Here is a 23,051-nt window from a genome sequence, read left to right as displayed (position 1 = left end):
CCGGCGTCCGAATTCCGTCACCGCGGTGGCCCGTCGGGTGGCGACCACGCCGACCAGCGGAGATCATGGGGGGATGACCGACCGGGTCCGGCTGACCGAGCACGCCCGTGGCGGCGGCTGCGCGTGCAAGATCCCCCCGGGCGAGCTGGAGGCGATGGTCGCCGGTCTCGGCCCGGCCACCGGCACCGCCGACCTGCTGGTGGGCCTGGAGAACGGCGACGACGCGGCGGTGGTCCGGCTCGACGAGCGGACCGGCCTGGTCACCACCGCCGACTTCTTCACCCCGGTCGTCGACGACGCGTACGACTGGGGCCGGATCGCCGCCGCGAACGCCCTGTCGGACGTGTACGCCATGGGCGGCACCCCGCTGGTCGCCCTCAACCTGCTCTGCTGGCCGCGCGACGTGCTTCCGCTGGAGCTGGCCCGGGAGGTGTTGCGCGGTGGCCAGGAGGTGGCCCGGAAGGCCGGCTGCCACCTGGCCGGCGGGCACAGCGTCGACGACGACGGCCCCAAGTACGGCCTGGCGGTGACCGGCGTGGTCCGCCCCGAGGAGCTGATCACCCTGGACGCCGGCCGGGCCGGGCTGCCGTTGTCGCTGACCAAGCCGCTCGGCGTCGGGGTGCTGAACACCCGGCACAAGGCCACCGGGGAGGTCTTCGCCGAGGCGGTGGCCTTGATGACCACCCTCAACCGGGACGCGGCCCGCGCCGCCGTCGCGGCCGGCATCCGCTGCGGCACCGACGTGACCGGCTTCGGGCTGCTCGGGCACGGCTCCAAGCTGGCCCGGGCGAGCGGCCTCACGGTGGCGATCGACGCCGCCCGGGTGCCCTACCTGCCCGGCGCGCGGGAGGCGGTGCGGGACGGGTACGTCAGCGGTGGCACCCGCCGCAACCTGGACTGGGTGGGCCCATGGACCGACTTCGGGCCGGCCGGCGAGGCGGACCGGCTGCTGCTGGCCGACGCGCAGACCTCCGGCGGGTTGCTGGTCGCCGGTGAGGTGCCCGGCGGCACGGTGATCGGCGAACTGCTGCCGCGCGGTGACTCGATGGTGGTGGTCCGCTAGCCGCCGAAGCCGGGGCAACGCGCGGTGTCGCCTGCGCCGCGCCGGGCACCATACCCGATAAACTGTCATCTTCCCGCTACTCGGAGCAACGGTGCCCGAGGAAATTTTGCCCGGAATGGTCACAGACCGGTAACTTGCCCCCGGCTGAGGTCAAATGCCCCCCACCATCGTCAGTAAGGCCCGATCCGGAGGCCGGTGGGACTAACGCAGCGAGGAGGCGGCATGACCGAGCTGTGGAACTGGAGAATCGACCGGGCCGCGCCCGTCGAGGTGTACCCGGCCCTGGCCGAGGCGCTCGGTCGGGTGGTGATGCCCCTCGCCGTCGCCGACCCGGCGCGGCTGCCCAGGTACGCGGTGGTCTGCGACGTCTGGGCGACGCCCGGGGTGTTCGGCACGATGGTGGACTGCTACGGGGTGCCCGAGTCGCTGCCCGAGTTGAGCGCCGTCGCCACGCTGGCCCGGCTGCTGGACCGTCGTTGCCTGCTGGCCGACGACACCCTCGACGCCGGCCGGCACCTGCTGGTCGCGCCGGACGGCACGATCCGTCCGGTGCACTTCGACGTCACCGAGACCGACGACGGCGAGGTGCTGTCGGGCCAGCGGCTCTGCACCCTGTCACACCCGGGCTGCCGGGGCTGGTCCCGCTGCCACCGGTCCCGGTGGGCGCCCGACTCGGTCAACCCGGCGCTCGCCGCCGCCTGACCGCCCCGAGTCGGCCGGCAGTCTGGGCCGCCGGCCGACCCGGGGCGGTCACCGGCCCACCCCGGGTGCCCGGGGCGCGTCGGGGTCGGCGGCGGCGGATCGGCCCCTGGCCCGGGCGGCTCGGGCCGGTGCGGCGGGCGGAGCCTGGTGCGGCCGGGCGCGCCGAGGACCGGTCAGCGGGTGCCGGCGGGGCGGTAGCCACGGACCTCCAACTGGTCCAGCAGGGTCGCCGTGGCGGCGGCCACCGCGCGCACCGCCGCGTCGAACGCCTCGGCGTTGTGCGCGGCCGGGGCCCGGAACCCGGAGATCTTCCGGACGTACTGCAACGCGGCCGCCTCGATGTCGGCCGGGGTCACCGCCGGGACGTACGGCTCACGCAGGGTCTTGATGCTTCGGCACACGGCTGCTCCTCTTTCGGTCTTTCCGGTGGGCCCGGATACGCTGTGCACGTCATGACTACCGCAGCCGCCAGCAGCCCGCGCACATACCAGGTGCGCACCTACGGCTGCCAGATGAACGTGCACGACTCCGAGCGGATCTCCGGCCTGCTGGAGCAGGCCGGCTACGTCCGCGCCGCCGACAGTGGCGACGACCCGGACGTGGTGGTGTTCAACACCTGCGCCGTCCGGGAGAACGCCGACAACCGGCTCTACGGCAACCTCGGTCATCTGCGGCCCGTGAAGGACCGGCATCCGGGGATGCAGATCGCCGTCGGTGGGTGTCTCGCCCAGAAGGACCGCGGCGACATCGTCCGCAAGGCCCCCTGGGTGGACGTGGTCTTCGGCACCCACAACATCGGCGCGCTGCCGGTGCTGTTGGAGCGGGCCCGGCACAACGCCGCCGCCGAGGTGGAGATCCTCGAATCCCTCGACATCTTCCCGTCCACGCTGCCGACCCGGCGCGAGTCGACGTACGCCGGCTGGGTGTCGATCTCGGTGGGCTGCAACAACACCTGCACGTTCTGCATCGTGCCCGCCCTGCGCGGCAAGGAGAAGGACCGCCGCCCCGGCGATGTCCTCTCCGAGGTCCGTGCCCTGGTCGACGAGGGTGTGCTGGAGGTGACCCTGCTCGGGCAGAACGTCAACTCCTACGGCGTCGAGTTCGGCGACCGGTACGCCTTCGGCAAGCTGCTGCGCGCCTGTGGCGACATCGACGGGCTGGAGCGGGTCCGGTTCACCAGCCCGCACCCGAAGGACTTCACCGACGACGTGATCGCCGCGATGGCCGAGACGCCGAACGTCTGCCACTCGCTGCACATGCCGTTGCAGTCCGGCTCGGACGACGTGCTCAGGGCGATGCGCCGGTCGTACCGGTCGGACCGGTACCTGGGGATCATCGAGAAGGTCCGGGCGGCGATGCCGGACGCGGCGATCACCACCGACATCATCGTCGGTTTCCCGGGCGAGACCGAGGCCGACTTCCAGCGCACCCTGGACGTGGTCCGGGCGGCCCGGTTCTCCTCGGCGTTCACCTTCCAGTACTCCAAGCGCCCCGGCACCCCGGCCGCCACCATGGCCGACCAGCTTCCGAAGCAGGTGGTGCAGGAGCGCTACGAGCGGTTGATCGCCTGTGTCGAGGAGATCACCTGGGCGGAGAACAAGCGCCTGCTGGGCGAGACCGTCGAGGTGCTGGTCGCCGTCGGCGAGGGCCGCAAGGACGAGCGCACCGGCCGGATGTCCGGCCGGGCCCGCGACGGCCGCCTGGTGCACTTCGCGACGGGCGCGGCGGGTGCGATCGGCCAGCTCGGTGCCCCCGGTGCGATCGGTCAGCCCGGTGCGCCGGGCGCGGCCGGTGCGGCCGGTCAGCTCGGCGCGGTCGGGTCCGCCGCCGGTCGGATCAGGCCCGGTGACATCGTGCACACCACGGTCACCTACGCCGCCCCGCACCACCTGAACGCCGACGGCGAGCCGCTGTCGCACCGGCGTACCCGGGCCGGGGACGCCGCCGAGGCCGGGCGCTCCCCGCGTACCCCCGGGGTGTTGCTCGGGCTGCCGACGATCGGCGCGCCGGCGGCGGCGCCCGCGCCGACGACCGGCTGCGCCGCGCACTGACGCGATCGGGGCCCGCCGTGCGGCGGGCCCCGACCAGCGTGCGGAGGGTCAGACCGTGATCCGACCGGCGCCCGCACCGCCCGTCACGATCGACTTGACGCTGCTCGCGCTGTCCAGGGTGTACGAGTACGGGATGCTCTTCACGCTGCCGCCGGTCTGGCCGCTGCCGGAGCCCACGAAGTAGTTGTTCCGGGCGACCAGGGTGCCCGGCCCGGAGTCGCCCTCACCCAGGTGGTACGGGTCGCTGACGCTGTCGAAGTAGTTGCCCTCGACGAGCACGCCGGCGTTCTCGGTGGAGGCCACGCCGTAACCGCTGTTCTTGTAGTAGTAGTTGTTGTAGACGTGCACCGGGTTGCCGAAGCGGACCCGGGGGTGGCGCTGGGTGCTCGCGTCGAACCAGTTGTGGTGGTAGGTCACCCGCAGGTGCCCGGTGTCCTGGCTGGCGTTGTCGTCGCTGTGCCCGAGCAGCATCGACTTGTCGTGGTTGTAGACCCGGTTCCACGACACGGTGATGTAGTCCGAGCCCCGCTTGATGTCCACCGCGCCGTCGTAGCCGTTGGTGAAGGTGTTGTGGTCGACCCAGACGTTGGTCGCGGACTCCTGCACGTTGATCGCGTCGTCGTTCCAGTTCTTGAACGTGATGTTCCGGATGATGACGTTGCGGTCGCCGCTGATGTTGAGGCCGCAGCCGGAGATGGTCGCGCCCGAGTTGCCGAGGATGGTCTTGTTGGACCGGACCCGCAGCATGCCGGAGCAGGTGATGGTGCCGGAGACCCGGATCACCGCCGCGCTGGTGGAGCCGACCGCGGTGGTCAGCGCGGAGGCGCTGGTGACGGTGGTGACGGCGGCGCTGCCGCCGCCGCTGGTGCCGCCGTTCTGGGTGGCCCAGCCGACCAGGTCGGTCGGCGCGGCGGAGGCCGGCGCGGTGGCGGCGGTGAGGGCCCCGGTGACGAGCACCGAGGCGGTGGCGGCTGCGGCGAGCAGCGTCGTCCGACGTCGTGACGTGATGCGCATGGTGCTTCCCTTCGGTGGTTGCGGGTTCGCGGACCTTCGGCCCGCCACCTGACGCGGTGGCCGTGGCGCCAGGGGCGGCCGGGGACAGTGGCCCGTGTCCCTGCCGGTGTGGACCGCTCCGGGGTGAGAAGCGGCTCCCGTGCTGCGCTGCCCCTCGAAGCAGGTAAGCGCTTTCCTGATACAAACACAGATGGGCATCGATGTAAAGCCCCGGTGTCGAGTGTTCCTACCTGCGCAGAAAGGCCGACGGCCGGCACCTTTCGGTGCCGGCCGTCGGATTCACGGTCGGTGCGGTCAGCGGGCGACGCCGCGGCGTCTCAGCAGGCGACGCCGTTCAACTTCACCGAGCCGGGGGCGGCGGCGGTGCCGTTGGCGGTGAAGCCCACGGTCACCGAGGCGCCCGCCGCCAGCGACGAGGCCCAGGTCGGCGCGGCGGCGGTCACCGTCGTGCCGGACTGGGTGACGGTGGCGTTCCAGCCACTGGCCAGGGTCACCCCGGCCGGCCAGTTCCAGGTCACCGACCACGGGTTGACGGCGGCGGTGCCGGCGTTCTTCACGGTCAGTTCGCCCTGGAAACCGCCCTGCCAGGAGTTGACCTGCTTGTAGCTGGCGGTGCAGCCGCCGGCCGGCGGGGGCGTCGTCGGCGACGTGGTCGGCGACGGCGACGTGGTCGGGCCGCCGGTGGGCGTCGGCGTCGGGCCGCCGCCACCCACCGGCGCGATCAGGTACGGCTGGAGGATCGCCTGCTTGGCGGTGTTGATGTTGGTCCAGTCGTCCAGCGCGATGCCGCCGGTGTCACCCGAGTTCGGGTTCCACGACCAGTAGGTGAAGGACATGCCGTTGACCCCGGTGCCGGTGTAGGCCATCAGCTTCTCCAGCCACACCTTGTCCCGCGGGTCCGCCAGGGTGGTGCCGAACTCGCCCATCATGATCGGCGCGATGTTCTGCTTGTGCAGGTAGCCCCAGTACCTGTCCCAGATCGCCGGCATGTTCGCCGGGTAGTCGGCGGCCTTGAACCAGTCCTGCTCGTAGACGCTGGTGGCGTACTCGTGCGGCGAGTAGACCAGCCGGTTGGCCACGTTCAGCCGGACCGGGAACTGGCCGGCCTTGGACAGGTTGCCACCCCACCAGCCGCAGTCCTCGTCGTTGCTGGGGTCGTTGTCCCAGACGTTCGACAAGCCACCGCTGGGGCAGCTCACCCCCTCCACGAAGATCAACCAGTTCGGCTGCACCCCGAGAACGGCGTTGCCGGCCCGCTCGGCGGCGAGCCGCCAGTCCCGGGTGGTGTCCCCGCAGCCCCAGCAGGCGCCGGTGGCGGCCGGGTTGGTGCCCTCGGCGTGCGGCTCGTTGTGCAGGTCCGCGCCGATCACCGTGGTGTTCCCGGCGTACCGCTGGGCCAGCGCCTTCCAGTCGTTGATCCAGGTGGTCTCGGAGACCGTCGAGGTGTACCAGAGCGGCGACTGCCCGGCCGCCGTCGGCCGGTGCCGGTCCAGGATGACCCGCATCCCCTTGCTGCCGGCGTAGTCGATGACCTTGTCGAGGATCTGCAACGGGGAGAGCCCGACCAGGTCGGGGTTGACGAAGTCGTTGATCCCGCTGGCCGTCGCGCCCGGCTTCAGCGCGTCGTTCGAGTACGGGATGCGCAACGTGTTGTAGCCCAGGCTGGCCATCTTGTCGAGCTGGCCCCGCCACGGGTTGTTCGACCAGAGACCGTGGAACGTCCTGTTGTCGGTCTCCATGCCGAACCAGTTGATACCGGTCAGCCGGACCGTGGCGCCGGTGCTGTCGACGATCTTGTTGCCGCTGGTGTGCAGGTAGCCGGTGCCGGTACCGCCGACAGCGGCGGCGGCCGGGGTGGTGCTGACGACGGCGGCGACGAGGACGCCGGCCGCGGCGGTGGCGAGCGCGGCGAGCGCGCCGCCGAGGGCGGTGGGTCGGTGCATGCGAGCTCCACTTCGGATGCCCGGCGCCGCGACGGCGGCGCGGGGCGGAAGACCAGGGAACGCCGGCCGCGACCCGCCCGTCCCGCTCCCCCAGGGGGTACGCGGAAAGTGCGCGGCGCGCCGTGTCACGTGGACGCGGCCACTCGCGGCTGTGCACCGGCGACTCCCGACGACGGTGCCCGTCGTCGGTTGCCCTCGCGCCGGTGGCCCGACCTGACTCTCTCGCCCATTCTGATCAGCCGATCTCGATGCGTCAACCGCCGGCTCCCCGCGCCCGCCCCGCCCCCGCCGCTCCGGGACGCCTGCTCTCCGCGACTGCCGTAGCGCGATGCCTGCTCCGCGCGATGCCTGCTCCGCGCGATGCTGCTCCGCGCGATGCTGCTCCGCGACTGGCCGTTTCGCGGCGGCGGCTGCTCTGCCACTGTCGCACTGCTGCGGCCGCGCTACTTCCTGGTTGTAGTGGCATCGCGGAGCCGGGATGCCACTACAACCAGGATCGAGCACGATCTTGGTGCGGTGCGGTGCGGTGCGGTGCGGTGCGGTGCGGTGCGGTGCGGTGCGGTGCGGTGCGGTGCGGTGCGGTGCGGTGCGGTGCGGTGCGGTGCGGGGTGCGGTCCCTGGGTGGGGATGCGGTGCGGCGGTGGGGTCCGGGTGTGGCGGTGAGGGGTGTGGCGGTGAGGGGTGTGGCGGTAAGGGGTGCGGTGCTGGGGTGGGGACGCGGAAGCCCTCGGTCCCGAGCTGGGGCCGAGGGCTTCCGGAACGCGTCAGCTCAGCCGGCCTGCTCGGCGAGCTGGAGGAACTGGCGCTTGGAGGCGAGCGCCTGCTCGGCCTCCTTGACCCGGCGGGCGTCCCCGGCGGCCTGCGCCCGGGCCAGCCGCTCCTCGGCCTCGGCGACCTGCACCCGCATCTGCGCGAGCAGCGGGTTGTCCTCCTTGGTGGTCCGTCGCCAGGCCGAGTCCATGACCTCGCGGACCTTCTCGTCGATGACCCGCAGCCGCCGCTCCAGGCCGGCAGCGGCCTCCCGTGGCACCCGGCCGGCCTCGTGCCACTGGGCCTGGATGTCCCGCAGCCGGGCCTGCGCGCCCTTCGGGTCGCCGTCGACGTCCAGCGCCTCGGCCTCGGCCAGCAGTGCCTGCTTGCGCTCCAGGTTGGCCCGCTGCTCGTTGTCCCGGGCGGAGAAGACCTCGCTGCGCCGGCTGAAGAAGGCGTCCTGGGCGGCGCGGAACCGTTCCCAGAGCTTCTGCTCGGCCTCCTTGGAGGCGCGCGGGGCGGCCTTCCACTGGTTCATCAGGTCCTTGAGCTGGTTGGCGGTCGCCGCCCATTCGGTGGACTCGTTGAGCTTCTCGGCCTCGGCGACCAGCTCCTCCTTGACCGTCTGCGCCTGCTTGCGCTGCTGGTCGAGGGAGGCGAAGTGGGCACCCCGACGCCGGGTGAAGCCGTCACGGGCAGCGGCGAAACGCTTCCACAGCTCTCCGTCGGCCTTCTTGTCGACGCCGCGGATGGTCTTCCACTCGTCGAGGATCTCCTTGAGCCGGTCGCCGGCGGTCTTCCAGCCGGTCGACTCGGCGGCCAGCTTCTCGGCCTCCTCGACCAGGGTGGTCTTGCGGGCGAGCGCCTCGCCCCGGGCGGCCTCCCGGGCGGCCCGGGCCTCGCCGGCCTTCTCCTCGGCGACGGCGGCGAGCTTGTCCAGCCGGGCGGCCAACGCGTCGATGTCGCCGACCACGTGCGCCTCGGCCAGCGAACCGCGGATCCGCCGGATCGTGGTCAGCGAACCGCCCGCGTCGGCCGCGCCCGAGTTGAGCCGCGCCTCGGTCAGGTCCACCTCGGTCACCAGGTCGGCGAAGCGGCGGGCGAAGTGGGCCAGCCCTTCCTCAGGGGCTCCCGCCTGCCAGGATCCGACCACCCGCTCGCCCTCGGCGGTCTTCACGTACACGGTGCCGTCCGCGTCCACCCGTCCGAAGGCAGTCCAGTCGCTCATGTGCCCATCCTCGTTCTCCCGGCGTCGACGGGAAACCTCCCGCGATCGCCGCCACGGCGCAGCCAACTTGCTCCCGGCATTGTCACAGGTCCGACCCGGTCCGCGTCGAGCGCCTGTCTCTGACCGTGACCATACGGTGTCCTAGCACCCACAGACAGGCTCCGCGGGGGGAGTGTCGCAATCGGCCGTACGATGTACGGTACGTCGTACACGACGCTCGCCGCCCGGTTTCCGGGTGGGGGAGGAGGAGCAGGATGGCCCAGTCCCGTAGCCGGATCACACCCCCGGCCGACCCGGGCTTCGTACCCGACGCCGCCGACCTCGCCGAGCTGGACGAGTGGTTCCGCCGCTACGACGCCCTGGCCGAGGCGGGCGACGTGGCGGGTACCGCAGCCCTGGCGATGTTTCCGCTCAACACGGTCACCGACGACGCGTCGGGCGACGGCTCCGCCCGGCAGCTCGACCGCGCGGCGTACCTGGAGATGATGGGGGGCGTGCTCGGCGGGGGCGGCGACCTGCTGATGGAGAGCCGCCGGACGCCGTACTTTCTCACCCGGAGTCTGGTCGTGGTGCTCACCGAGGCCGAGTTCACCCTCGACGGCGTACGGCAGCGGGTGCGCTACGCCGACCTGCTGGTCCGCGTGGGTGGGCAGTGGCGGTTCCAGACCATGGTGCAGGGCGGCTGGGGTGGCCAGCCGGGCTGAGCCGGAAGGGCCGGCGGACTGGGCCGGAGCCGGTACGAACTCGTGGACGGTGCTGACTCTGCCGCGTACCACGCCCTTGTTGAGTGAGGTCTTGACCGCCTCGAAGATCCTGGCGGACTTCTCCGCGCCCCGGGTCACCGAGACCACCTCGTAGCCGGCCTTGGCGAACACCTCGACGATGCCGGTCGCCATGGTCGCCGGGTCGGGCGCGGGCGGACTGGCCGCGCCAACCGCCGCCGCTCCAGCGCCTGGGCCACAGCCAGGGCCGACCAGCGCCGCCGGCCCCGCCCGGATCGGGGAATCGAACACGAGCGGACCATCCGCCGCCGCCCTCGCCGTACCGTCCGCTGACCTGCTTCCCCGAACCATGCGTCGCCGGGCTTCGCCGTACCGTCCGCTGCTCTGCGTCGCCGGGCTTCGCCGGGCCATGCGTCGCCGGCTGTGGCGGGGTCGGGGGATCGGGCCCGGGCGGGCCAGGGACGCCGACGACCGGCGGGCCGCTACGGTTGCCTGGTGCCACTGGTCGCCGCCGCCGTCTGCCCCCATCCGCCGCTGATCGTGCCCGAGCTGGCCGGTGCCGCCGCGCCCGAGCTGGACGCGCTCCGCGTCGCCTGCGACACCGCCGTCGCCGGGCTGTACGCCGCCGGGGCGACGACCGTCGTGGTGGTCGGCTCCGGCGAGCGCACCGCCGACCTGGACTCCCCGTACCGGGGCAGCTTCGCGCCGTGGGGCCTGCCCCTGGAGGTCAGGCTCGGCGATCGGCCGGACGGCGCGATCGGCACCGACGGCCTGCCGTTGAGTCTGCTGGTCGGTGCCTGGCTGCTCCGTCGCGTTCCGCTACCGGCCGGTCGGACGGCGAGCGTCGCGCCCGTAACGCCACCCGCCGGGCGGACGGTGCAGGTAGCGCCCCCGGCCGCGCGGACGCCAAACGCCGCGCGAACGCCACCCGCACCGGCCGGCTGGCGGATGGTGAGCGTCGCGCCTGACGCGCCGATGCGGGAGTGCGCCGCCGCCGGTGCCCGGATCGGGTCGGACCAGCCGTGGGCGTTGCTGGTGATGGGGGACGGGTCGGCCTGCCACGGCCCGACGTCACCCGGCTACGACGACCCGCGCGCTGGGGCGTACGACGACGGGGTGGCCCGGGCCCTGGCCGACGCGGACGCCGAGGCCCTGCTCGGCCTGGACCCGGTGCGGTCGGCGGAGCTGAGGGTCGCCGGCCGGGCGCCCTGGCAGGTGCTGGCCGGCGCGGTCCGGGCGACGGGCGGCGACTGGCGTGGCGAGCTGCGCCACCACTCGGCACCTTACGGCGTTGGCTACTTCGTGGCCTCCTGGGAGCGGGCGTGACCACCCGGCGGGCGAGCGGAACGGCGTGGCGGCTCGCCGGCCGTGCCGCGGACCGCCTCGAACGGCAGCTTGTCGCCGCGCACCCGGCGGGCCGGCGGGTGGGCAGGAACGCCCAGCGACCGGCCGGCGGGTCGCGGTGAGCGGCAGCGTCGTCGCCGTGGTCGGGCCGACCGCGGCGGGCAAGTCCGCGTTGAGTATCGCCCTCGCGCACGCCCTCGACGGCGAGGTGGTCAACGCCGACTCGATGCAGCTCTACCGGGGCATGGACATCGGCACCGCCAAGCTCACCGTCGCCGAGCGGGACGGCGTGCCGCACCACCTGCTGGATCTCTGGCCGGTCACCGAGCCGGCCAGCGTCGCTGAGTACCAGCGGCTGGCCCGGGCGGCGGTCGACGACATCCTGGCCCGGGGCCGGGTGCCGCTGCTGGTCGGCGGCTCAGGGCTGTACGTGCGGGCGGTGCTGGAGCAGTTCGAGTTCCCCGGCACCGACCCGGCGGTACGCCAACGACTGGAGGCGGAGTTGGCCGTCGTCGGCCCGGCCCCGCTGCACGCCCGGCTGGCCGAGGCCGACCCGGTGGCGGCGGCCGGCATTCTGCCGGGCAACGGGCGGCGGATCGTCCGGGCCCTGGAGGTGATCGAGCTGACCGGGGCGCCGTTCACCGCGTCACTGCCGGCGCCCACGCCCTACTACCCGTCGGTGCAGCTCGGGGTGGATCTGGACACCGCGCTGCTGGACGAGCGCATCGCGCTGCGGGTGGACCGGATGTGGGCCGACGGGCTGGTCGACGAGGTCCGTGAGCTGGTCGACCACGGCCTGCCGGCGGGGCGGACGGCCAGCCGGGCGCTCGGCTACCAGCAGGTGCTGCGCTTCCTCGCCGGGGAGCTGACCGAGGCGGAGGCGCACGACGAGACGGTCCGGGCCACCCGGCGTTTCGTCCGCCGGCAGCGCTCCTGGTTCCGGCGCGACCCGCGGATCCACTGGCTGGACTCGGCGTCGCCGGCCTTCCTCGACGGTGCGCTGCGAACGGTCGCCGACCATCGGCGATGATGGGGGCGTGGAGTTCACCAAGGGCCATGGCACCGGCAACGACTTCGTCATCCTGCCCGACCCGGACGGCACCCTCGACCTGACGCCCGGCCGGGTCGCCGCGATCTGCGACCGGCGGCGCGGCGTCGGCGGCGACGGTGTGCTGCGGGTGATCCGCGCGGCGAAGCACCCCGAGGGGGTGGCCCTGGCCGGCGAGGCCGAGTGGTTCATGGACTACTGGAACTCCGACGGCTCGTTCGCCGAGATGTGCGGCAACGGGGCCCGGGTCTTCGTCCGCTATCTGGTGGAGACCGGGCTGGCCACGCCGGAGGGCGCGGCGCTGCCGGTGGCCACCCGGGCCGGCGTCGTGCGCGCGCGCGTCGACGGCGACACCATCGCCGTCGAGATGCGCCGCCCCCGGGTGTACGCCGCGTCGAGCACCGTCCTGGACGGGCTGACCCTGCCCGGCGCGGCGGTGGACGTCGGCAACCCGCACCTGGTCTGCGCGCTCCCCGCCGGCGTCGACCTGGCCGGCCTGGATCTGACCCGCGCGCCCGAGTTCGACCCGGTGGTCTTCCCGCACGGGGTGAACGTCGAGTTCACCGCCCCCGGCGACCCGGTGGACGGCACCGACGGCCACGTGCTGATGCGGGTCTACGAGCGCGGCTCGGCCGAGACGCTGTCCTGCGGCACCGGCGCCTGCGCCGTCGCCGCCGTGGCCCTGGGCGACACCGGCCAGGACACCGGCACGATCACGGTCGACGTCCCCGGCGGCCGCCTCACGGTCACACTGACCGGCGACACCTGCTGGCTCGCCGGCCCCGCCCTCCTGACCGCCACCGGCACCCTCACCCACCCCCTCCCCTAACCCCCACCCACCCCCTCCACTCCACCCCCACCCCACCCTCTCCGCGTTGATCAAGAGGTTTACGTCACTGAGCCCAGCGGCGGTGACGCAAACTTCTTGATCAACACGGGCGGTGGACACGGGCGAGGGTGGGGGGCAGGGGGGCGGGGTGGGGGGTTAGGGGGTGGCGCTGGCGTTGGCGGCGATCTCGGGGAGGTCGGCGGGGCCGGGGTCGGCGGCCGGGGGCGGGGTCGCGGCGGGGTTCTGGGCGGCGGCGCGGACGGCGGCCGCGACCGCGGGGGCGACCCGGGAGTCGAAGACGCTGGGGACGATGACCGTCGGGTTGATCTTGTCCTCGCCGACCACGTCGGCGATGGCCCGGGCGGCGGCGATCGCCATCTCCTCGGTGAACTCCTCGGCGTGCGCGTCCAGCATGCCCCGGAACACACCGGGGAAGGCGAGCACGTTGTTGATCTGGTTCGGCTGGTCGGAGCGGCCGGTGGCGACGATCGCGGCGTGCTTGCGGGCCTCCCGGGGGTCGACCTCCGGGTCCGGGTTGGCCAGCGCGAAGACGATCGCGTCCTTGGCCATGGTGGCGACGTCGTCGCCGGTGAGCAGGTTCGGGGCGCTCACCCCGATGAAGACGTCCGCACCCCGGACCGCGCCGGCCAGGTCGCCGGCGTAGTTCTCCCGGTTGGTGTTCTCGGCCAGCCACTGCCAGGCCGGGTTCAGCCCGGTCAGGCCACGGTGCAGCGCGCCCTGCCGGTCGTACGCGATGATGTCGCCGACGCCCTGGCGCAGCAGCAGCTTCATGATCGCGGTGCCGGCCGCGCCGGCTCCGGAGACCACCACCCGGACGTCGGAGAGCTGCTTGCCCACCACCCGCAGCGCGTTGGTCAGCGCGGCCAGCACGCAGATCGCGGTGCCGTGCTGGTCGTCGTGGAAGACCGGGATGTCCAGCGCCTCCCGCAGCCGGGCCTCGATCTCGAAGCAGCGCGGCGCGGCGATGTCCTCCAGGTTGATCCCGCCGTACGCGGGGGCGATGGCCTTGACGATCGCCACGATCTCGTCGGTGTCCTGGGTGTCGAGCACCACCGGCCAGGCGTCCACCCCGCCGAAGCGCTTGAACAGCGCCGCCTTGCCCTCCATCACCGGCAGCGACGCCGCCGGCCCGAGGTTGCCCAGGCCGAGCACGGCCGAGCCGTCGCTGACCACGGCGACCGTGTTGCGCTTGATGGTCAGCCGCCGGGCGTCCGCCGGGTTCTCCGCGATCGCCATGCAGACCCGGGCCACCCCCGGGGTGTACGCCCGGGACAGCTCGTCGCGGGTGCGCAGGGCGACCTTCGAGCTGACCTCGATCTTGCCGCCGAGGTGCAGCAGGAACGTCCGGTCGGAGACCTTGCGCACGTCCACCCCGTCGAGCGCGGTCAGCGCCTCGACGACCTGGTCGGCGTGGCCGGTGTCGGCGGTGTCGCAGGTGAGGTCCACGATCACGTGGGTAGGGTCGGAGTCGACCACGTCCAGCGCGGTGACGATCGCACCGGCCTCGCCGACCGAGGTGGTCAGCCGGCCGATCGAGGAGGCGTCCGCGGGGACCGCGATCCGGATGGTGATCGAGAATCCGGCACTCGGCAGTCTGGTGATGGCCACGGAAATACCTCCGTCGTCGCTGGCGGCTCGTCCGCATTTCTACTCGCCCGCCGAGGTCCGGCGGCAGCCGCCCCCGAGTTCGGCGACGTTCACCACGGGCATATAGCGGTCGCGTTCGGCGTTGGCACATGTCAGGATTGCTCGGTACAGGCACAGAACGGACAGGAGACGCAGCTTGCGAGACCAGGAGACCCAGGCCCCCTTCTCGGACGACGAGATCGACGCCACCACCGGTGAGTACGAGCTGTCGGAACGGCAGGCGTTGCGGCGGGTCCCCGGCCTCTCCACCGAGCTGACCGACGTCACCGAGGTCGAGTACCGCCAGCTCCGGCTGGAGCGGGTCGTCCTCGTCGGGGTGTGGACCGAGGGCAGCCAGAGCGACGCCGAGAACTCGCTGGCCGAGCTGGCGGCGCTGGCCGAGACGGCCGGCTCGCAGGTGCTCGAAGGGCTGATCCAGCGCCGCAACCGCCCCGACCCGGCCACCTACGTCGGCCGGGGCAAGGTCGACGACCTGGGCGCGGTCGTCCTGTCCACCGGCGCCGACACGGTGATCTGCGACGGTGAGCTCTCCCCGTCCCAGCTCCGCAACCTGGAGCAGCGCACCAAGGTCAAGGTGGTCGACCGCACCGCGCTGATCCTCGACATCTTCGCCCAGCACGCCAAGAGCAAGGAGGGCAAGGCGCAGGTCGAGCTGGCCCAGCTCGAATACCTGCTGCCCCGGCTGCGCGGTTGGGGTGACACGCTCTCCCGGCAGACCGGTGGTTCCGGCCGGGGCGGCGGCGCCGGCGGCGGCGTGGGCCTGCGTGGTCCCGGTGAGACCAAGCTGGAGACCGACCGGCGGCGCATCCGGCACCGCATCGCCCGGCTGCGCCGGGAGATCAAGGCCATGAAGACGGTACGCCAGACCAAGCGGGCCCGTCGGTCCCGTAACGCGGTGCCCGCCGTGGCCATCGCCGGCTACACCAACGCCGGCAAGTCGAGCCTGCTCAACCGGCTCACCGGCGCGGGTGTGCTGGTGGAGAACGCGCTCTTCGCCACCCTGGATCCGACCACCCGCCGGGCGACCACCTCGGACGGGCGGCTCTACACCCTCTCCGACACGGTCGGGTTCGTCCGGCACCTGCCGCACCAGATCGTCGAGGCGTTCCGCTCGACGCTGGAGGAGGTCGCCGAGGCCGACCTGGTGGTGCACGTGGTCGACGGCACCCACCCCGACCCGGAGGAGCAGGTCCGCGCGGTCCGCGAGGTGCTCTCCGAGGTCGGCGCCGACCGGCTGCCCGAGATGCTGGTGGTCAACAAGACCGACGCCGCCGACGAGGAGACCCTGCTGCGGCTCAAGCGGCTGTGGCCCGGGGCGCTCTTCGTCTCCGCGTACAGCGGGCTCGGCATCGACGGGCTGCGCGCCTCGATCGAGGAGCGGCTGCCCCGCCCGGCGGTGGAGGTCCGCGCCGTGCTGCCGTACGACCGGGGTGACCTGGTCGCCCGGTTGCACCGGCAGGGTGAGGTGCTCAGCACCTCCCACCTGCCGGAGGGGACCCTGCTGCACGTGCGGGTGGGGGAGGCGCTCGCGGCCGAACTGGCGCCCTTCGTGGCTGCCGGTGAGCACGCGGTCGCCGGTACCCGCTGAGCGGCTCCGGTGTGACCTGAGGTTCATCGTGGCATGCGACACTGACGCCATGCGCCGCGCTGTCTCCTCGGTCACGGTTGCCGTCGCCCTGTTCGGCGCGGCCGTGGCACCCGCCGCCGCTGCGGCGGCACCGGTCACCGCCGCACCCGCCGGCAAGAAGAAGTGCACGGTCACCGACGAACGGTTGCGGGAGCTCTCCGGCCTGGTCGCCACGAAGACCGGCTACATCGTGATCAACGACGGCACCCTGGAGGACAGCCGCAAGCGGGTCTTCTTCCTCGACACCAAGTGCAAGATCGCCAAGGAGCCGGTCCAGTACTCCGGTGACGGCCCGTTCGACACCGAGGACCTGGCGCTCTCGCCGGACGGCAAGACGCTCTGGATCGCCGACACCGGCGACAACGTCACCAGCAAGGAGCGGCGTACCCGGGTCGCGGTCTGGACCATGCCGGTCAGCGGGTCCAAGCGGCCGGTGCTGCACCGGCTGTCGTACCCGGAGCGCAAGCCGCACGACGCGGAGGCGCTGCTGGTGGGCGCGGACGGGCTGCCCCTGGTGATCACCAAGGTGCCGAGCGGCAAGGCGGAGATCTACACCCCGGAGGCGAAGCTCAACAGCGCCGGCGACCCCGAGCCGGTGCCGATGAAGAAGGTCGGCGAGATCACCCTGCCGAAGACCACCACCGACAACCCGCTCAACATCATCGGGCGGGTGGCGATCACCGGGGCGGCCCGGTCGCCCGACGGCAGCAAGGTGGTGCTGCGCACCTACGCGGACGCCTTCGAGTACGACGTACGCGACGACGACCTGGTCGCGGCGCTGACCACCGGCAAGCCCCGGGTCACCGCGCTGGCCGACCCGTTCGGCGAGGCCATCTCGTACACGCCGGACGGCAGCCAGTTCGTCACCGTCTCCGACGGCGGGGAACTCGCCCCGGAGGACCCGATCGACATCCTCGCGTACACCCCGTCCTCGAAGGGCGCGGAGGAGTTGGAGGGCGCGGCGGCGGCCAAGCCGGCGGCCGAGAAGTCCTGGTACGACGGCCTCAGCCTGGACCAGATCACGTACCTGATCGGGGCGGTCGGGGTGATCGGCGCGCTGCTGGTCGGGACGGGCATCGTCGGGATCCTGCGGTCCCGGCGTCGGGTCGCGGCGGCCGGCGACGAGCCGGACGGCCCGGACCGCGACGAGGTGTACTCCTCGGGCGCGATCGACCGGGGTGACGGCTTCCCGGCCGAGGACCGGCCCCGGGGCGGTGAACCGGGTGACCGGCCGCGCAACGGCGTCTACGGTGCCCCACCGGCCGCCGGTGCGCCGGCCAGACCGGCCGGCGGCGCGGTCTACGGCGGCGGCCGGCCCCCGGCCGGTGGTGTTCCCGCCGGTGCTGCCCCCGCGCCCGCCGGCCGACCCGCCGGTGGCGGTCCGGCTGGTGGCGGTGGCCCTGGTGGCGGCGGTGGCCGTCCGGCGGGTGGCGGCGTCTACGGTGGTGGCCGTCCGGCCGGTGGCGGTGTCTACGGCGGCGCCCCGACCGGTGGCCCCCCGGCGAACGGCGCCGCCCCGCGCGGTGGTACGCCGAACGGCGCCGCCCCGCGCGGTGGTGCCCCGGCGGGCGGGCGCGGTGGCGCCCCGGCCGGCGGGCGCGGGGGTGCCCCGGCCGGCGGGCGCGGGGGTGCCCCGGCCGGTGGGCGCGGAGGTGCGCCGGCTGGTGGTGGACCGCGTGGCGGCGACGGCGTCTACGGCGGTGGGCGGGCCGAACCACCGCGCCGCGAGCGGGGCCCCCGGGAGCCGCGCTCCGGCCCGCGCCACGGCGACGGCCATGACGAGCGGCGGGGCGGCCAGTACGGCCCGCCTCCCCGCGGCGAACGCTACTGACCGGTCCACGACGACCGGCGGGGACGCGACCCGGCGTGCCGGCGGCGGCCCCGGCACGATGAGTCCGGCCCCGGCGGTCCACCGGGGCCGAGCCCGGGATCCGGCAGCCCAGCGACGACGGGCCCGGGACCCGGCGGCCCAGAGATGAGGAGCCCGGGGCGCGGCGGGGCAGCGGTGCCGAGCCCGGGACCCGGCGGGCCGTCGGCACGGGAGACCCGCAGCGCACGACGGGCCGCCTCCCTGCGGAGACGGCCCGGGTGCGCGTGCGGTCAGATCCGGCGCAGCACGGCGACGACCCGCCCCATGATGGTGGCGTCGTCGCCGGCGATCGGGTCGAAGGCCGGGTTCTGCGGCATCAGCCAGACGTGGCCGTCGCGCCGCCGGTAGGTCTTGACGGTCGCCTCGCCGTCGAGCATGGCGGCCACGATGTCGCCGGCCTCGGCGGTCGGCTGCTGCCGGACCACCACCCAGTCGCCGTCGCAGATCGCCGCGTCGAGCATCGAGTCGCCCTTGACCTGGAGCATGAAGACCTCGCCCTCGCCCACCAGCTCGCGGGGGAGCGGAAAGACGTCCTCCACCGCCTGCTCGGCCAGGATCGGCCCACCGGCGGCGATCCGGCCCAGCATCGGCACGTACGCCGGGGTGGGGCGCTGTGCCCGGCTCAGCTCGTCGTCGGCGTCGTGCGGGGCGCGGACGTCCACCGCCCGGGGGCGGTTGGGGTCGCGGCGCAGGAAGCCTTTCTTCTCCAGCTCCTTGAGCTGGTAGGCGACGCTGGACGGGGAGACCAGCCCGACCGCCTCGCCGATCTCCCGGACGCTCGGCGGGTAGCCGTGCCGCTCGACCCAGCTACGGATGAACTCCAGGATTCGGCGCTGCCGTGCGGTGAGGTCGACGGTGGCCGGGTCGGGGAAGCCGCTGACCACCGGGGTGACCGGGCGTACGGCCGGTTGACCGGTCCGGCTGCGGGCGGCGCGGGGGCGCCGAGTGGCCGGCGGACCCGCCTCGGCGATCGGCTGCGGGTTCTTCGGCCGGCTGGCCCGGTCCTCGGTCACGTCCGTCCTCCCTGGTCGGCGCTGGGTGCCTTGGCGGCTCGTGGTGCGTGCGGGTGTGGCGGTGGCCGGACCGACGTGATGCGCCGAGCCCGATCGTTCATGACCGTATAGGTGAGATCGGTCATTTTCAAACATCTGTACGACGTGCCGTCGGCGTGTCGGGGCGAAATCCTGGCATCTCGAACGCGTGTTCTGGTAAATGGTACGTCCGGGGTAGAACTCCTGTTCGACCGGTCGGCCGCTTCGCGGTGGTCGTCCGTTTCCGGCGTGTCGCCCGGACGGGCGATAACCTCCCGGCGGTCCGCCCGGTTGGGAAGGGCGGCACCCCGTCGCGCGGTCGCCGGTGGAGGTGGTTCGGGACACGGTGACGTGACGCGCCGGACACGCCGGCCAACTTGACCGGGCTCGGTCGGCGGCCTACGGTCGACCCCTAGATGTAGTAGTCACACGGGCGTAAGTCGCCTACAGGTTGGGTTCGACTACCGACCGCACTCCCGTACCGTTGACGACGGCGACGGCCATCGAAGCTGGCCTCGCCGGGTCGACGCGTGCCCGGAGGCGGGCGGCGCGGGCCCACGGTCGATCAAGGAGGTCAGGCGATGCGGTGTCCGTACTGCCGGCACGCCGACTCCCGGGTGGTCGACTCGCGGGAGGCCGACGACGGTCAGCTCATCCGTCGTCGCCGGTCCTGCCCGGAGTGCGGCAAGCGGTTCACCACGGTCGAGGAGGCCGTGCTCGCGGTGGTCAAGCGCAGCGGGGTGACCGAGCCGTTCAGCCGGACGAAGATCATCGGCGGGGTGCGCAAGGCGTGCCAGGGCCGGCCGGTCGACGAGGACTCGATCGCGCTGCTCGCCCAGAAGGTCGAGGAGACCGTCCGGGCCAAGGGGGCCGCCGAGATCCCGAGCCACGACGTGGGGCTGGCGATCCTGGGCCCGCTGCGCGACCTGGACGAGGTGGCCTACCTCCGCTTCGCCAGCGTCTACCGCTCGTTCGACTCGCTGGCCGACTTCGAGCGCGAGATCGAGACGCTACGGGCCGCCGCGCGGGCCCGCGCCGACGCGGTCGAGGCCGCCGGCCGTACCTGATGACGTTCTTCTGATTTCTGACAGTGACAAGGCGCGGCGGGTGGCCGTGCAGACGAGGGGGCCGATGAGATGGCGGGGGATGGCGTGACAACCAGCCGGTCGCGGACCAGGAACGGCGCGACGACGGGCCTCAAGGTGCAGCGGGTCTGGACGACCGAGGGCGTGCACCCGTACGACGAGGTGGCGTGGGAGCGCCGCGACGTCGTGATGACCAACTGGCGGGACGGCTCGATCAACTTCGAGCAGCGCGGGGTGGAGTTCCCCGAGTCCTGGAGCGTCAACGCGGCGAACATCGTGACCACCAAGTACTTCCGGGGCGCGGTGGGGACCCCGGAGCGGGAGTGGTCGCTCAAGCAGCTCATCGACCGGGTGGTCAGCACCTACCGCAAGGCCGGCGAGGAGCACGGCTACTTCGCCGGCCCGGCCGACGCGGAGGTCTTCGCGCACGAGCTGACCTGGATGCTGCTGCACCAGGTGTTCAGCTTCAACTCGCCGGTCTGGTTCAACGTCGGCACGCCGTCGCCGCAGCAGGTCAGCGCCTGCTTCATCCTGGCCGTCGACGACTCGATGGACTCGATCCTCGACTGGTACAAGGAGGAGGGGCTGATCTTCAAGGGCGGCTCCGGCTCCGGCGTCAACCTGTCCCGGATCCGCTCCTCCCGCGAGCTGCTCTCCTCCGGCGGCACCGCCTCCGGCCCGGTCAGCTTCATGCGCGGCGCGGACGCCAGCGCGGGAACCATAAAGTCCGGCGGCGCCACCCGGCGCGCGGCCAAGATGGTCATCCTCGACGTGGACCACCCCGACATCGAGGAGTTCGTGATCACCAAGGCGCGCGAGGAGGACAAGATCCGCGCGCTGCGGGACGCCGGCTTCGACATGGACCTCGGCGGCAACGACATCGTCAGCGTGCAGTACCAGAACGCCAACAACTCGGTCCGGGTCTCCGACGAGTTCATGACGGCGGTGGAGAACGGCGGCGGCTTCGACCTGCGCGGCCGGCTCGACGGGCAGACCATCGAGACGGTCGACGCCCAGAAGCTGTTCCGCACCATCTCCCAGGCCGCCTGGGAGTGCGCCGACCCCGGCCTCCAGTACGACGACACCATCAACGACTGGCACACCTGCCCGGAGACCGGGCGGATCACCGCGTCGAACCCGTGCTCGGAGTACCTGCACCTGGACAACTCCTCGTGCAACCTGGCCTCGCTCAACCTGATGAAGTTCCTCCGCGCCGACGGCAACTTCGAGGTGGCGAAGTTCGTCCGCTCGGTCGAGCTGGTCATCACCGCGATGGACATCTCGATCTGCTTCGCCGACTTCCCGACCGAGAAGATCGGCGAGACCACCCGCGCCTACCGGCAGCTCGGCATCGGCTACGCCAACCTGGGCGCGCTGCTGATGGCCTCCGGCCTGCCGTACGACTCGGAGCAGGGGCGCTCGGTGGCCGCGGCGGTCACCTCGCTGATGACCGGCACCGCGTACCGCCGTTCGGCCGAGCTGGCCGGCATCGTCGGCGCGTACGACGGCTACGCCCGCAACGCCGAGCCGCACAAGCGGGTGATGCGCAAGCACGCCGCCGCCAACGACGCCATCAGGCCGTCCGGCACGGTGGCCACCGCCATCCAGCGGGAGGCCACCAAGCAGTGGACCGAGGGCAACAAGACCGGTGACCGGCACGGCTGGCGCAACTCGCAGGCCAGCGTGCTGGCCCCGACCGGCACCATCGGCCTGATGATGGACTGCGACACCACCGGCGTCGAGCCGGACCTGGCGCTGGTCAAGTTCAAGAAGCTGGTCGGCGGCGGCTCGATGCAGATCGTCAACCAGACCGTCCCGCGCGCCCTGCGCAGTCTCGGCTACCCCGAGGAGCAGGTCGAGGCGGTTGTCGAGCACATCGCCGACCACGGTCACGTGGTGGACGCCCCCGGCCTCAAGCCGGAGCACTACCCGGTCTTCGACTGCGCGATGGGTGAGCGGTCCATCGCCCCGATGGGCCACGTGCGGATGATGGCGGCCGTCCAGCCGTTCATCTCCGGCGCCATCTCCAAGACGGTCAACATGCCGGAGCAGGCGACCGTCGAGGACGTCGAGAAGATCTACTTCGAGGGCTGGAAGCTCGGCCTGAAGGCGCTGGCGATCTACCGGGACAACTGCAAGGTCGGTCAGCCGCTGTCGGTCGCCAAGCCGAACAAGACCGCCACGGCGGCCGCCGTCGAGACGGCCGCCCCGACGGCGGTGGAGAAGGTCGTCGAGTACCGGCCGGTGCGCAAGCGGCTGCCGAAGAAGCGCCCGTCGCAGACGGTCAGCTTTTCCGTCGGTGGTGCCGAGGGCTACCTCACCGCGTCGTCCTACCCGGACGACGGCCTCGGCGAGGTCTTCCTCAAGATGTCCAAGCAGGGCTCCACCCTGGCCGGAGTGATGGACGCCTTCTCGGTGGCCATCTCCATCGGCCTCCAGTACGGCGTCCCGCTGGAGACGTACGTCAGCAAGTTCACCAACATGCGCTTCGAGCCGGCCGGCATGACCGACGACCCGGACGTGCGGATGGCGGCCTCGGTGATGGACTACATCTTCCGTCGCCTGGCGCTCGACTTCCTGCCGTACGACCGTCGCGCCGAGCTGGGCATCTTCACCGCCAGCGAGCGGGCCGCCCAGTTGCGGGCCGAGGCCGAGGCGGAGAGCGCCGCGGAGCTGACCGCGATGGCCTCGTCGGCCCCGGTCGAGGTGGCGGAGCCGAAGACCGGCCCGGTCGCCCAGCCGGCCCTGGAGCTGGCCGACGTGGCCGCCGCCAAGCCGGCGCCCACGGTGGGCTCCTCCACCGAGCTGCTGGAGGCCGTGATCGGCAAGGCTGCCGACGCGCCGCTCTGCTTCACCTGCGGCACGAAGATGCGTCCGGCCGGTAGCTGCTACGTCTGCGAGGGCTGCGGCTCCACCAGCGGCTGTAGCTGACCTACCCGGCGTGCGCGGCGCCCCGGATCCGATCGGGTCCGGGGCGTCGCGGCGTACCGGGTGCCTGCCCGCGCTCCCGCCGGGTCAGGCCGGTGATCCACTCCGGTACGCCGAGGGCGCGGTGTCCGGGGACCTCCGATACCGC

17 protein-coding genes and 1 pseudogene are annotated in these 23,051 nt (G+C 72.9%); 11 read left to right on the top strand and 7 right to left on the bottom strand.

The features are described from left to right. Positions 1-73: 73 nt before the first annotated feature. On the top strand, positions 74-1,063 hold the full coding sequence (gene selD / locus ACIQG9_RS13655) for a selenide, water dikinase SelD (protein WP_400401366.1): 990 nt from the start codon (positions 74-76) through the stop codon (positions 1,061-1,063). Positions 1,064-1,285: 222 nt separating this feature from the next. Beyond that, positions 1,286-1,765, top strand: a complete 480-nt coding sequence (locus ACIQG9_RS13650) for a hypothetical protein (protein WP_400401364.1) — start codon at positions 1,286-1,288, stop codon at positions 1,763-1,765. A gap of 173 nt (positions 1,766-1,938) precedes the next feature. Here the strand turns inward: ACIQG9_RS13650 and ACIQG9_RS13645 are convergent, their stop codons facing one another. Continuing rightward, positions 1,939-2,166, bottom strand: coding sequence for a DUF2277 domain-containing protein (locus ACIQG9_RS13645; RefSeq protein WP_400401362.1), 228 nt, complete (start codon positions 2,164-2,166; stop codon positions 1,939-1,941). Between the two features lie 51 nt (positions 2,167-2,217). Here ACIQG9_RS13645 and miaB point away from each other — a divergent pair, with 51 nt between their 5' ends. Further along, complete coding sequence (gene miaB / locus ACIQG9_RS13640; RefSeq protein ID WP_400401360.1) at positions 2,218-3,816, top strand: tRNA (N6-isopentenyl adenosine(37)-C2)-methylthiotransferase MiaB; 1,599 nt, start codon at positions 2,218-2,220, stop codon at positions 3,814-3,816. A 48-nt stretch (positions 3,817-3,864) separates the two neighbouring features. Here miaB and ACIQG9_RS13635 read toward each other — a convergent pair whose 3' ends face one another. The 3 genes from ACIQG9_RS13635 to ACIQG9_RS13625 all read right to left on the bottom strand — a co-directional run bounded on the left by ACIQG9_RS13635 (position 3,865) and on the right by ACIQG9_RS13625 (position 8,751). Beyond that, a complete protein-coding gene (locus tag ACIQG9_RS13635) occupies positions 3,865-4,830 on the bottom strand; it encodes a polysaccharide lyase family 1 protein (RefSeq protein WP_400401358.1) in 966 nt (321 codons plus the stop codon). 317 nt (positions 4,831-5,147) lie between these two features. After that, on the bottom strand, positions 5,148-6,773 hold the full coding sequence (locus ACIQG9_RS13630) for a cellulase family glycosylhydrolase (protein ID WP_400401356.1): 1,626 nt from the start codon (positions 6,771-6,773) through the stop codon (positions 5,148-5,150). A 769-nt stretch (positions 6,774-7,542) separates the two neighbouring features. Further along, positions 7,543-8,751 (bottom strand): DUF349 domain-containing protein, encoded by a 1,209-nt coding sequence (locus ACIQG9_RS13625; protein WP_400401354.1) that lies wholly within the window; start codon positions 8,749-8,751, stop codon positions 7,543-7,545. Between the two features lie 254 nt (positions 8,752-9,005). Here ACIQG9_RS13625 and ACIQG9_RS13620 point away from each other — a divergent pair, with 254 nt between their 5' ends. Then, complete coding sequence (locus ACIQG9_RS13620; protein ID WP_400401712.1) at positions 9,006-9,455, top strand: hypothetical protein; 450 nt, start codon at positions 9,006-9,008, stop codon at positions 9,453-9,455. Between the two features lie 54 nt (positions 9,456-9,509). On the opposite strand, the pseudogene ACIQG9_RS13615 reads toward ACIQG9_RS13620, so the two are convergent. Next, positions 9,510-9,653 (bottom strand): annotated as a pseudogene (locus tag ACIQG9_RS13615) (3-hydroxyacyl-CoA dehydrogenase NAD-binding domain-containing protein); the annotation flags it as partial. Positions 9,654-9,968: 315 nt separating this feature from the next. Here ACIQG9_RS13615 and ACIQG9_RS13610 point away from each other — a divergent pair. Genes ACIQG9_RS13610 through dapF form a run of 3 tightly spaced genes read left to right on the top strand, consistent with a single transcriptional unit; the run spans position 9,969 to position 12,694 of the window. Further along, positions 9,969-10,799 carry a hypothetical protein gene (locus tag ACIQG9_RS13610; RefSeq protein WP_400401352.1) on the top strand — a complete coding sequence of 277 codons (831 nt, stop codon included), beginning with the start codon at positions 9,969-9,971 and terminating at the stop codon, positions 10,797-10,799. Positions 10,800-10,824: 25 nt separating this feature from the next. Beyond that, a complete protein-coding gene (gene miaA, locus ACIQG9_RS13605) occupies positions 10,825-11,847 on the top strand; it encodes a tRNA (adenosine(37)-N6)-dimethylallyltransferase MiaA (RefSeq protein WP_400401350.1) in 1,023 nt (340 codons plus the stop codon). Between the two features lie 7 nt (positions 11,848-11,854). Continuing rightward, the gene (dapF, locus tag ACIQG9_RS13600) at positions 11,855-12,694 is read left to right on the top strand and encodes a diaminopimelate epimerase (RefSeq protein WP_400401348.1); all 840 of its coding nucleotides are present in this window, start codon (positions 11,855-11,857) and stop codon (positions 12,692-12,694) included. Positions 12,695-12,850: 156 nt separating this feature from the next. Here dapF and ACIQG9_RS13595 read toward each other — a convergent pair whose 3' ends face one another. Beyond that, positions 12,851-14,323: an NAD-dependent malic enzyme gene (locus ACIQG9_RS13595; RefSeq protein WP_400401346.1), complete on the bottom strand. Its 1,473-nt coding sequence runs from the start codon at positions 14,321-14,323 to the stop codon at positions 12,851-12,853. 175 nt (positions 14,324-14,498) lie between these two features. On the opposite strand from ACIQG9_RS13595, the gene hflX reads away from it, so the two are divergent. Together hflX and ACIQG9_RS13585 are read left to right on the top strand one after the other, a co-directional pair. After that, positions 14,499-15,950 (top strand): GTPase HflX, encoded by a 1,452-nt coding sequence (hflX, locus tag ACIQG9_RS13590; protein WP_400401344.1) that lies wholly within the window; start codon positions 14,499-14,501, stop codon positions 15,948-15,950. A 49-nt stretch (positions 15,951-15,999) separates the two neighbouring features. Then, entirely contained in the window at positions 16,000-17,820 is a 1,821-nt protein-coding gene (locus tag ACIQG9_RS13585; protein ID WP_400401342.1) for a hypothetical protein, read from the top strand. A gap of 269 nt (positions 17,821-18,089) precedes the next feature. On the opposite strand, the gene lexA is transcribed toward ACIQG9_RS13585, so the two are convergent. Beyond that, positions 18,090-18,872 (bottom strand): transcriptional repressor LexA, encoded by a 783-nt coding sequence (gene lexA / locus ACIQG9_RS13580; protein WP_400401340.1) that lies wholly within the window; start codon positions 18,870-18,872, stop codon positions 18,090-18,092. A gap of 599 nt (positions 18,873-19,471) precedes the next feature. Between lexA and nrdR the strand changes: the two genes are divergently transcribed. Both nrdR and ACIQG9_RS13570 read left to right on the top strand, forming a co-directional pair. After that, positions 19,472-19,957, top strand: coding sequence for a transcriptional regulator NrdR (gene nrdR / locus ACIQG9_RS13575; RefSeq protein ID WP_400401338.1), 486 nt, complete (start codon positions 19,472-19,474; stop codon positions 19,955-19,957). A 69-nt stretch (positions 19,958-20,026) separates the two neighbouring features. After that, entirely contained in the window at positions 20,027-22,906 is a 2,880-nt protein-coding gene (locus tag ACIQG9_RS13570) for a vitamin B12-dependent ribonucleotide reductase (RefSeq protein ID WP_400401336.1), read from the top strand. The last annotated feature ends 145 nt before the right edge of the window (positions 22,907-23,051 follow it).

This window comes from Micromonospora sp. NPDC092111 (assembly GCF_044755745.1).
In the GTDB taxonomy this organism is placed as follows: domain Bacteria; phylum Actinomycetota; class Actinomycetes; order Mycobacteriales; family Micromonosporaceae; genus Micromonospora.
This window is presented reverse-complemented; position numbering and strand designations above follow the sequence as displayed.

What these genes read in the sequence shown, in the direction of transcription:
- ACIQG9_RS13635 (WP_400401358.1), bottom strand. Translation starts at nt 4,830, where the DNA reads ATGCGCATCACGTCACGACGTCGGACGACGCTGCTCGCCGCAGCCGCC.
- ACIQG9_RS13630 (WP_400401356.1), bottom strand. Translation starts at nt 6,773, where the DNA reads ATGCACCGACCCACCGCCCTCGGCGGCGCGCTCGCCGCGCTCGCCACC.
- ACIQG9_RS13650 (WP_400401364.1), top strand. Translation starts at nt 1,286, where the DNA reads ATGACCGAGCTGTGGAACTGGAGAATCGACCGGGCCGCGCCCGTCGAG.
- selD (WP_400401366.1), top strand. Translation starts at nt 74, where the DNA reads ATGACCGACCGGGTCCGGCTGACCGAGCACGCCCGTGGCGGCGGCTGC.
- miaB (WP_400401360.1), top strand. Translation starts at nt 2,218, where the DNA reads ATGACTACCGCAGCCGCCAGCAGCCCGCGCACATACCAGGTGCGCACC.
- ACIQG9_RS13625 (WP_400401354.1), bottom strand. Translation starts at nt 8,751, where the DNA reads ATGAGCGACTGGACTGCCTTCGGACGGGTGGACGCGGACGGCACCGTG.
- nrdR (WP_400401338.1), top strand. Translation starts at nt 19,472, where the DNA reads ATGCGGTGTCCGTACTGCCGGCACGCCGACTCCCGGGTGGTCGACTCG.
- ACIQG9_RS13620 (WP_400401712.1), top strand. Translation starts at nt 9,006, where the DNA reads ATGGCCCAGTCCCGTAGCCGGATCACACCCCCGGCCGACCCGGGCTTC.
- ACIQG9_RS13585 (WP_400401342.1), top strand. Translation starts at nt 16,000, where the DNA reads ATGCGCCGCGCTGTCTCCTCGGTCACGGTTGCCGTCGCCCTGTTCGGC.
- ACIQG9_RS13570 (WP_400401336.1), top strand. Translation starts at nt 20,027, where the DNA reads ATGGCGGGGGATGGCGTGACAACCAGCCGGTCGCGGACCAGGAACGGC.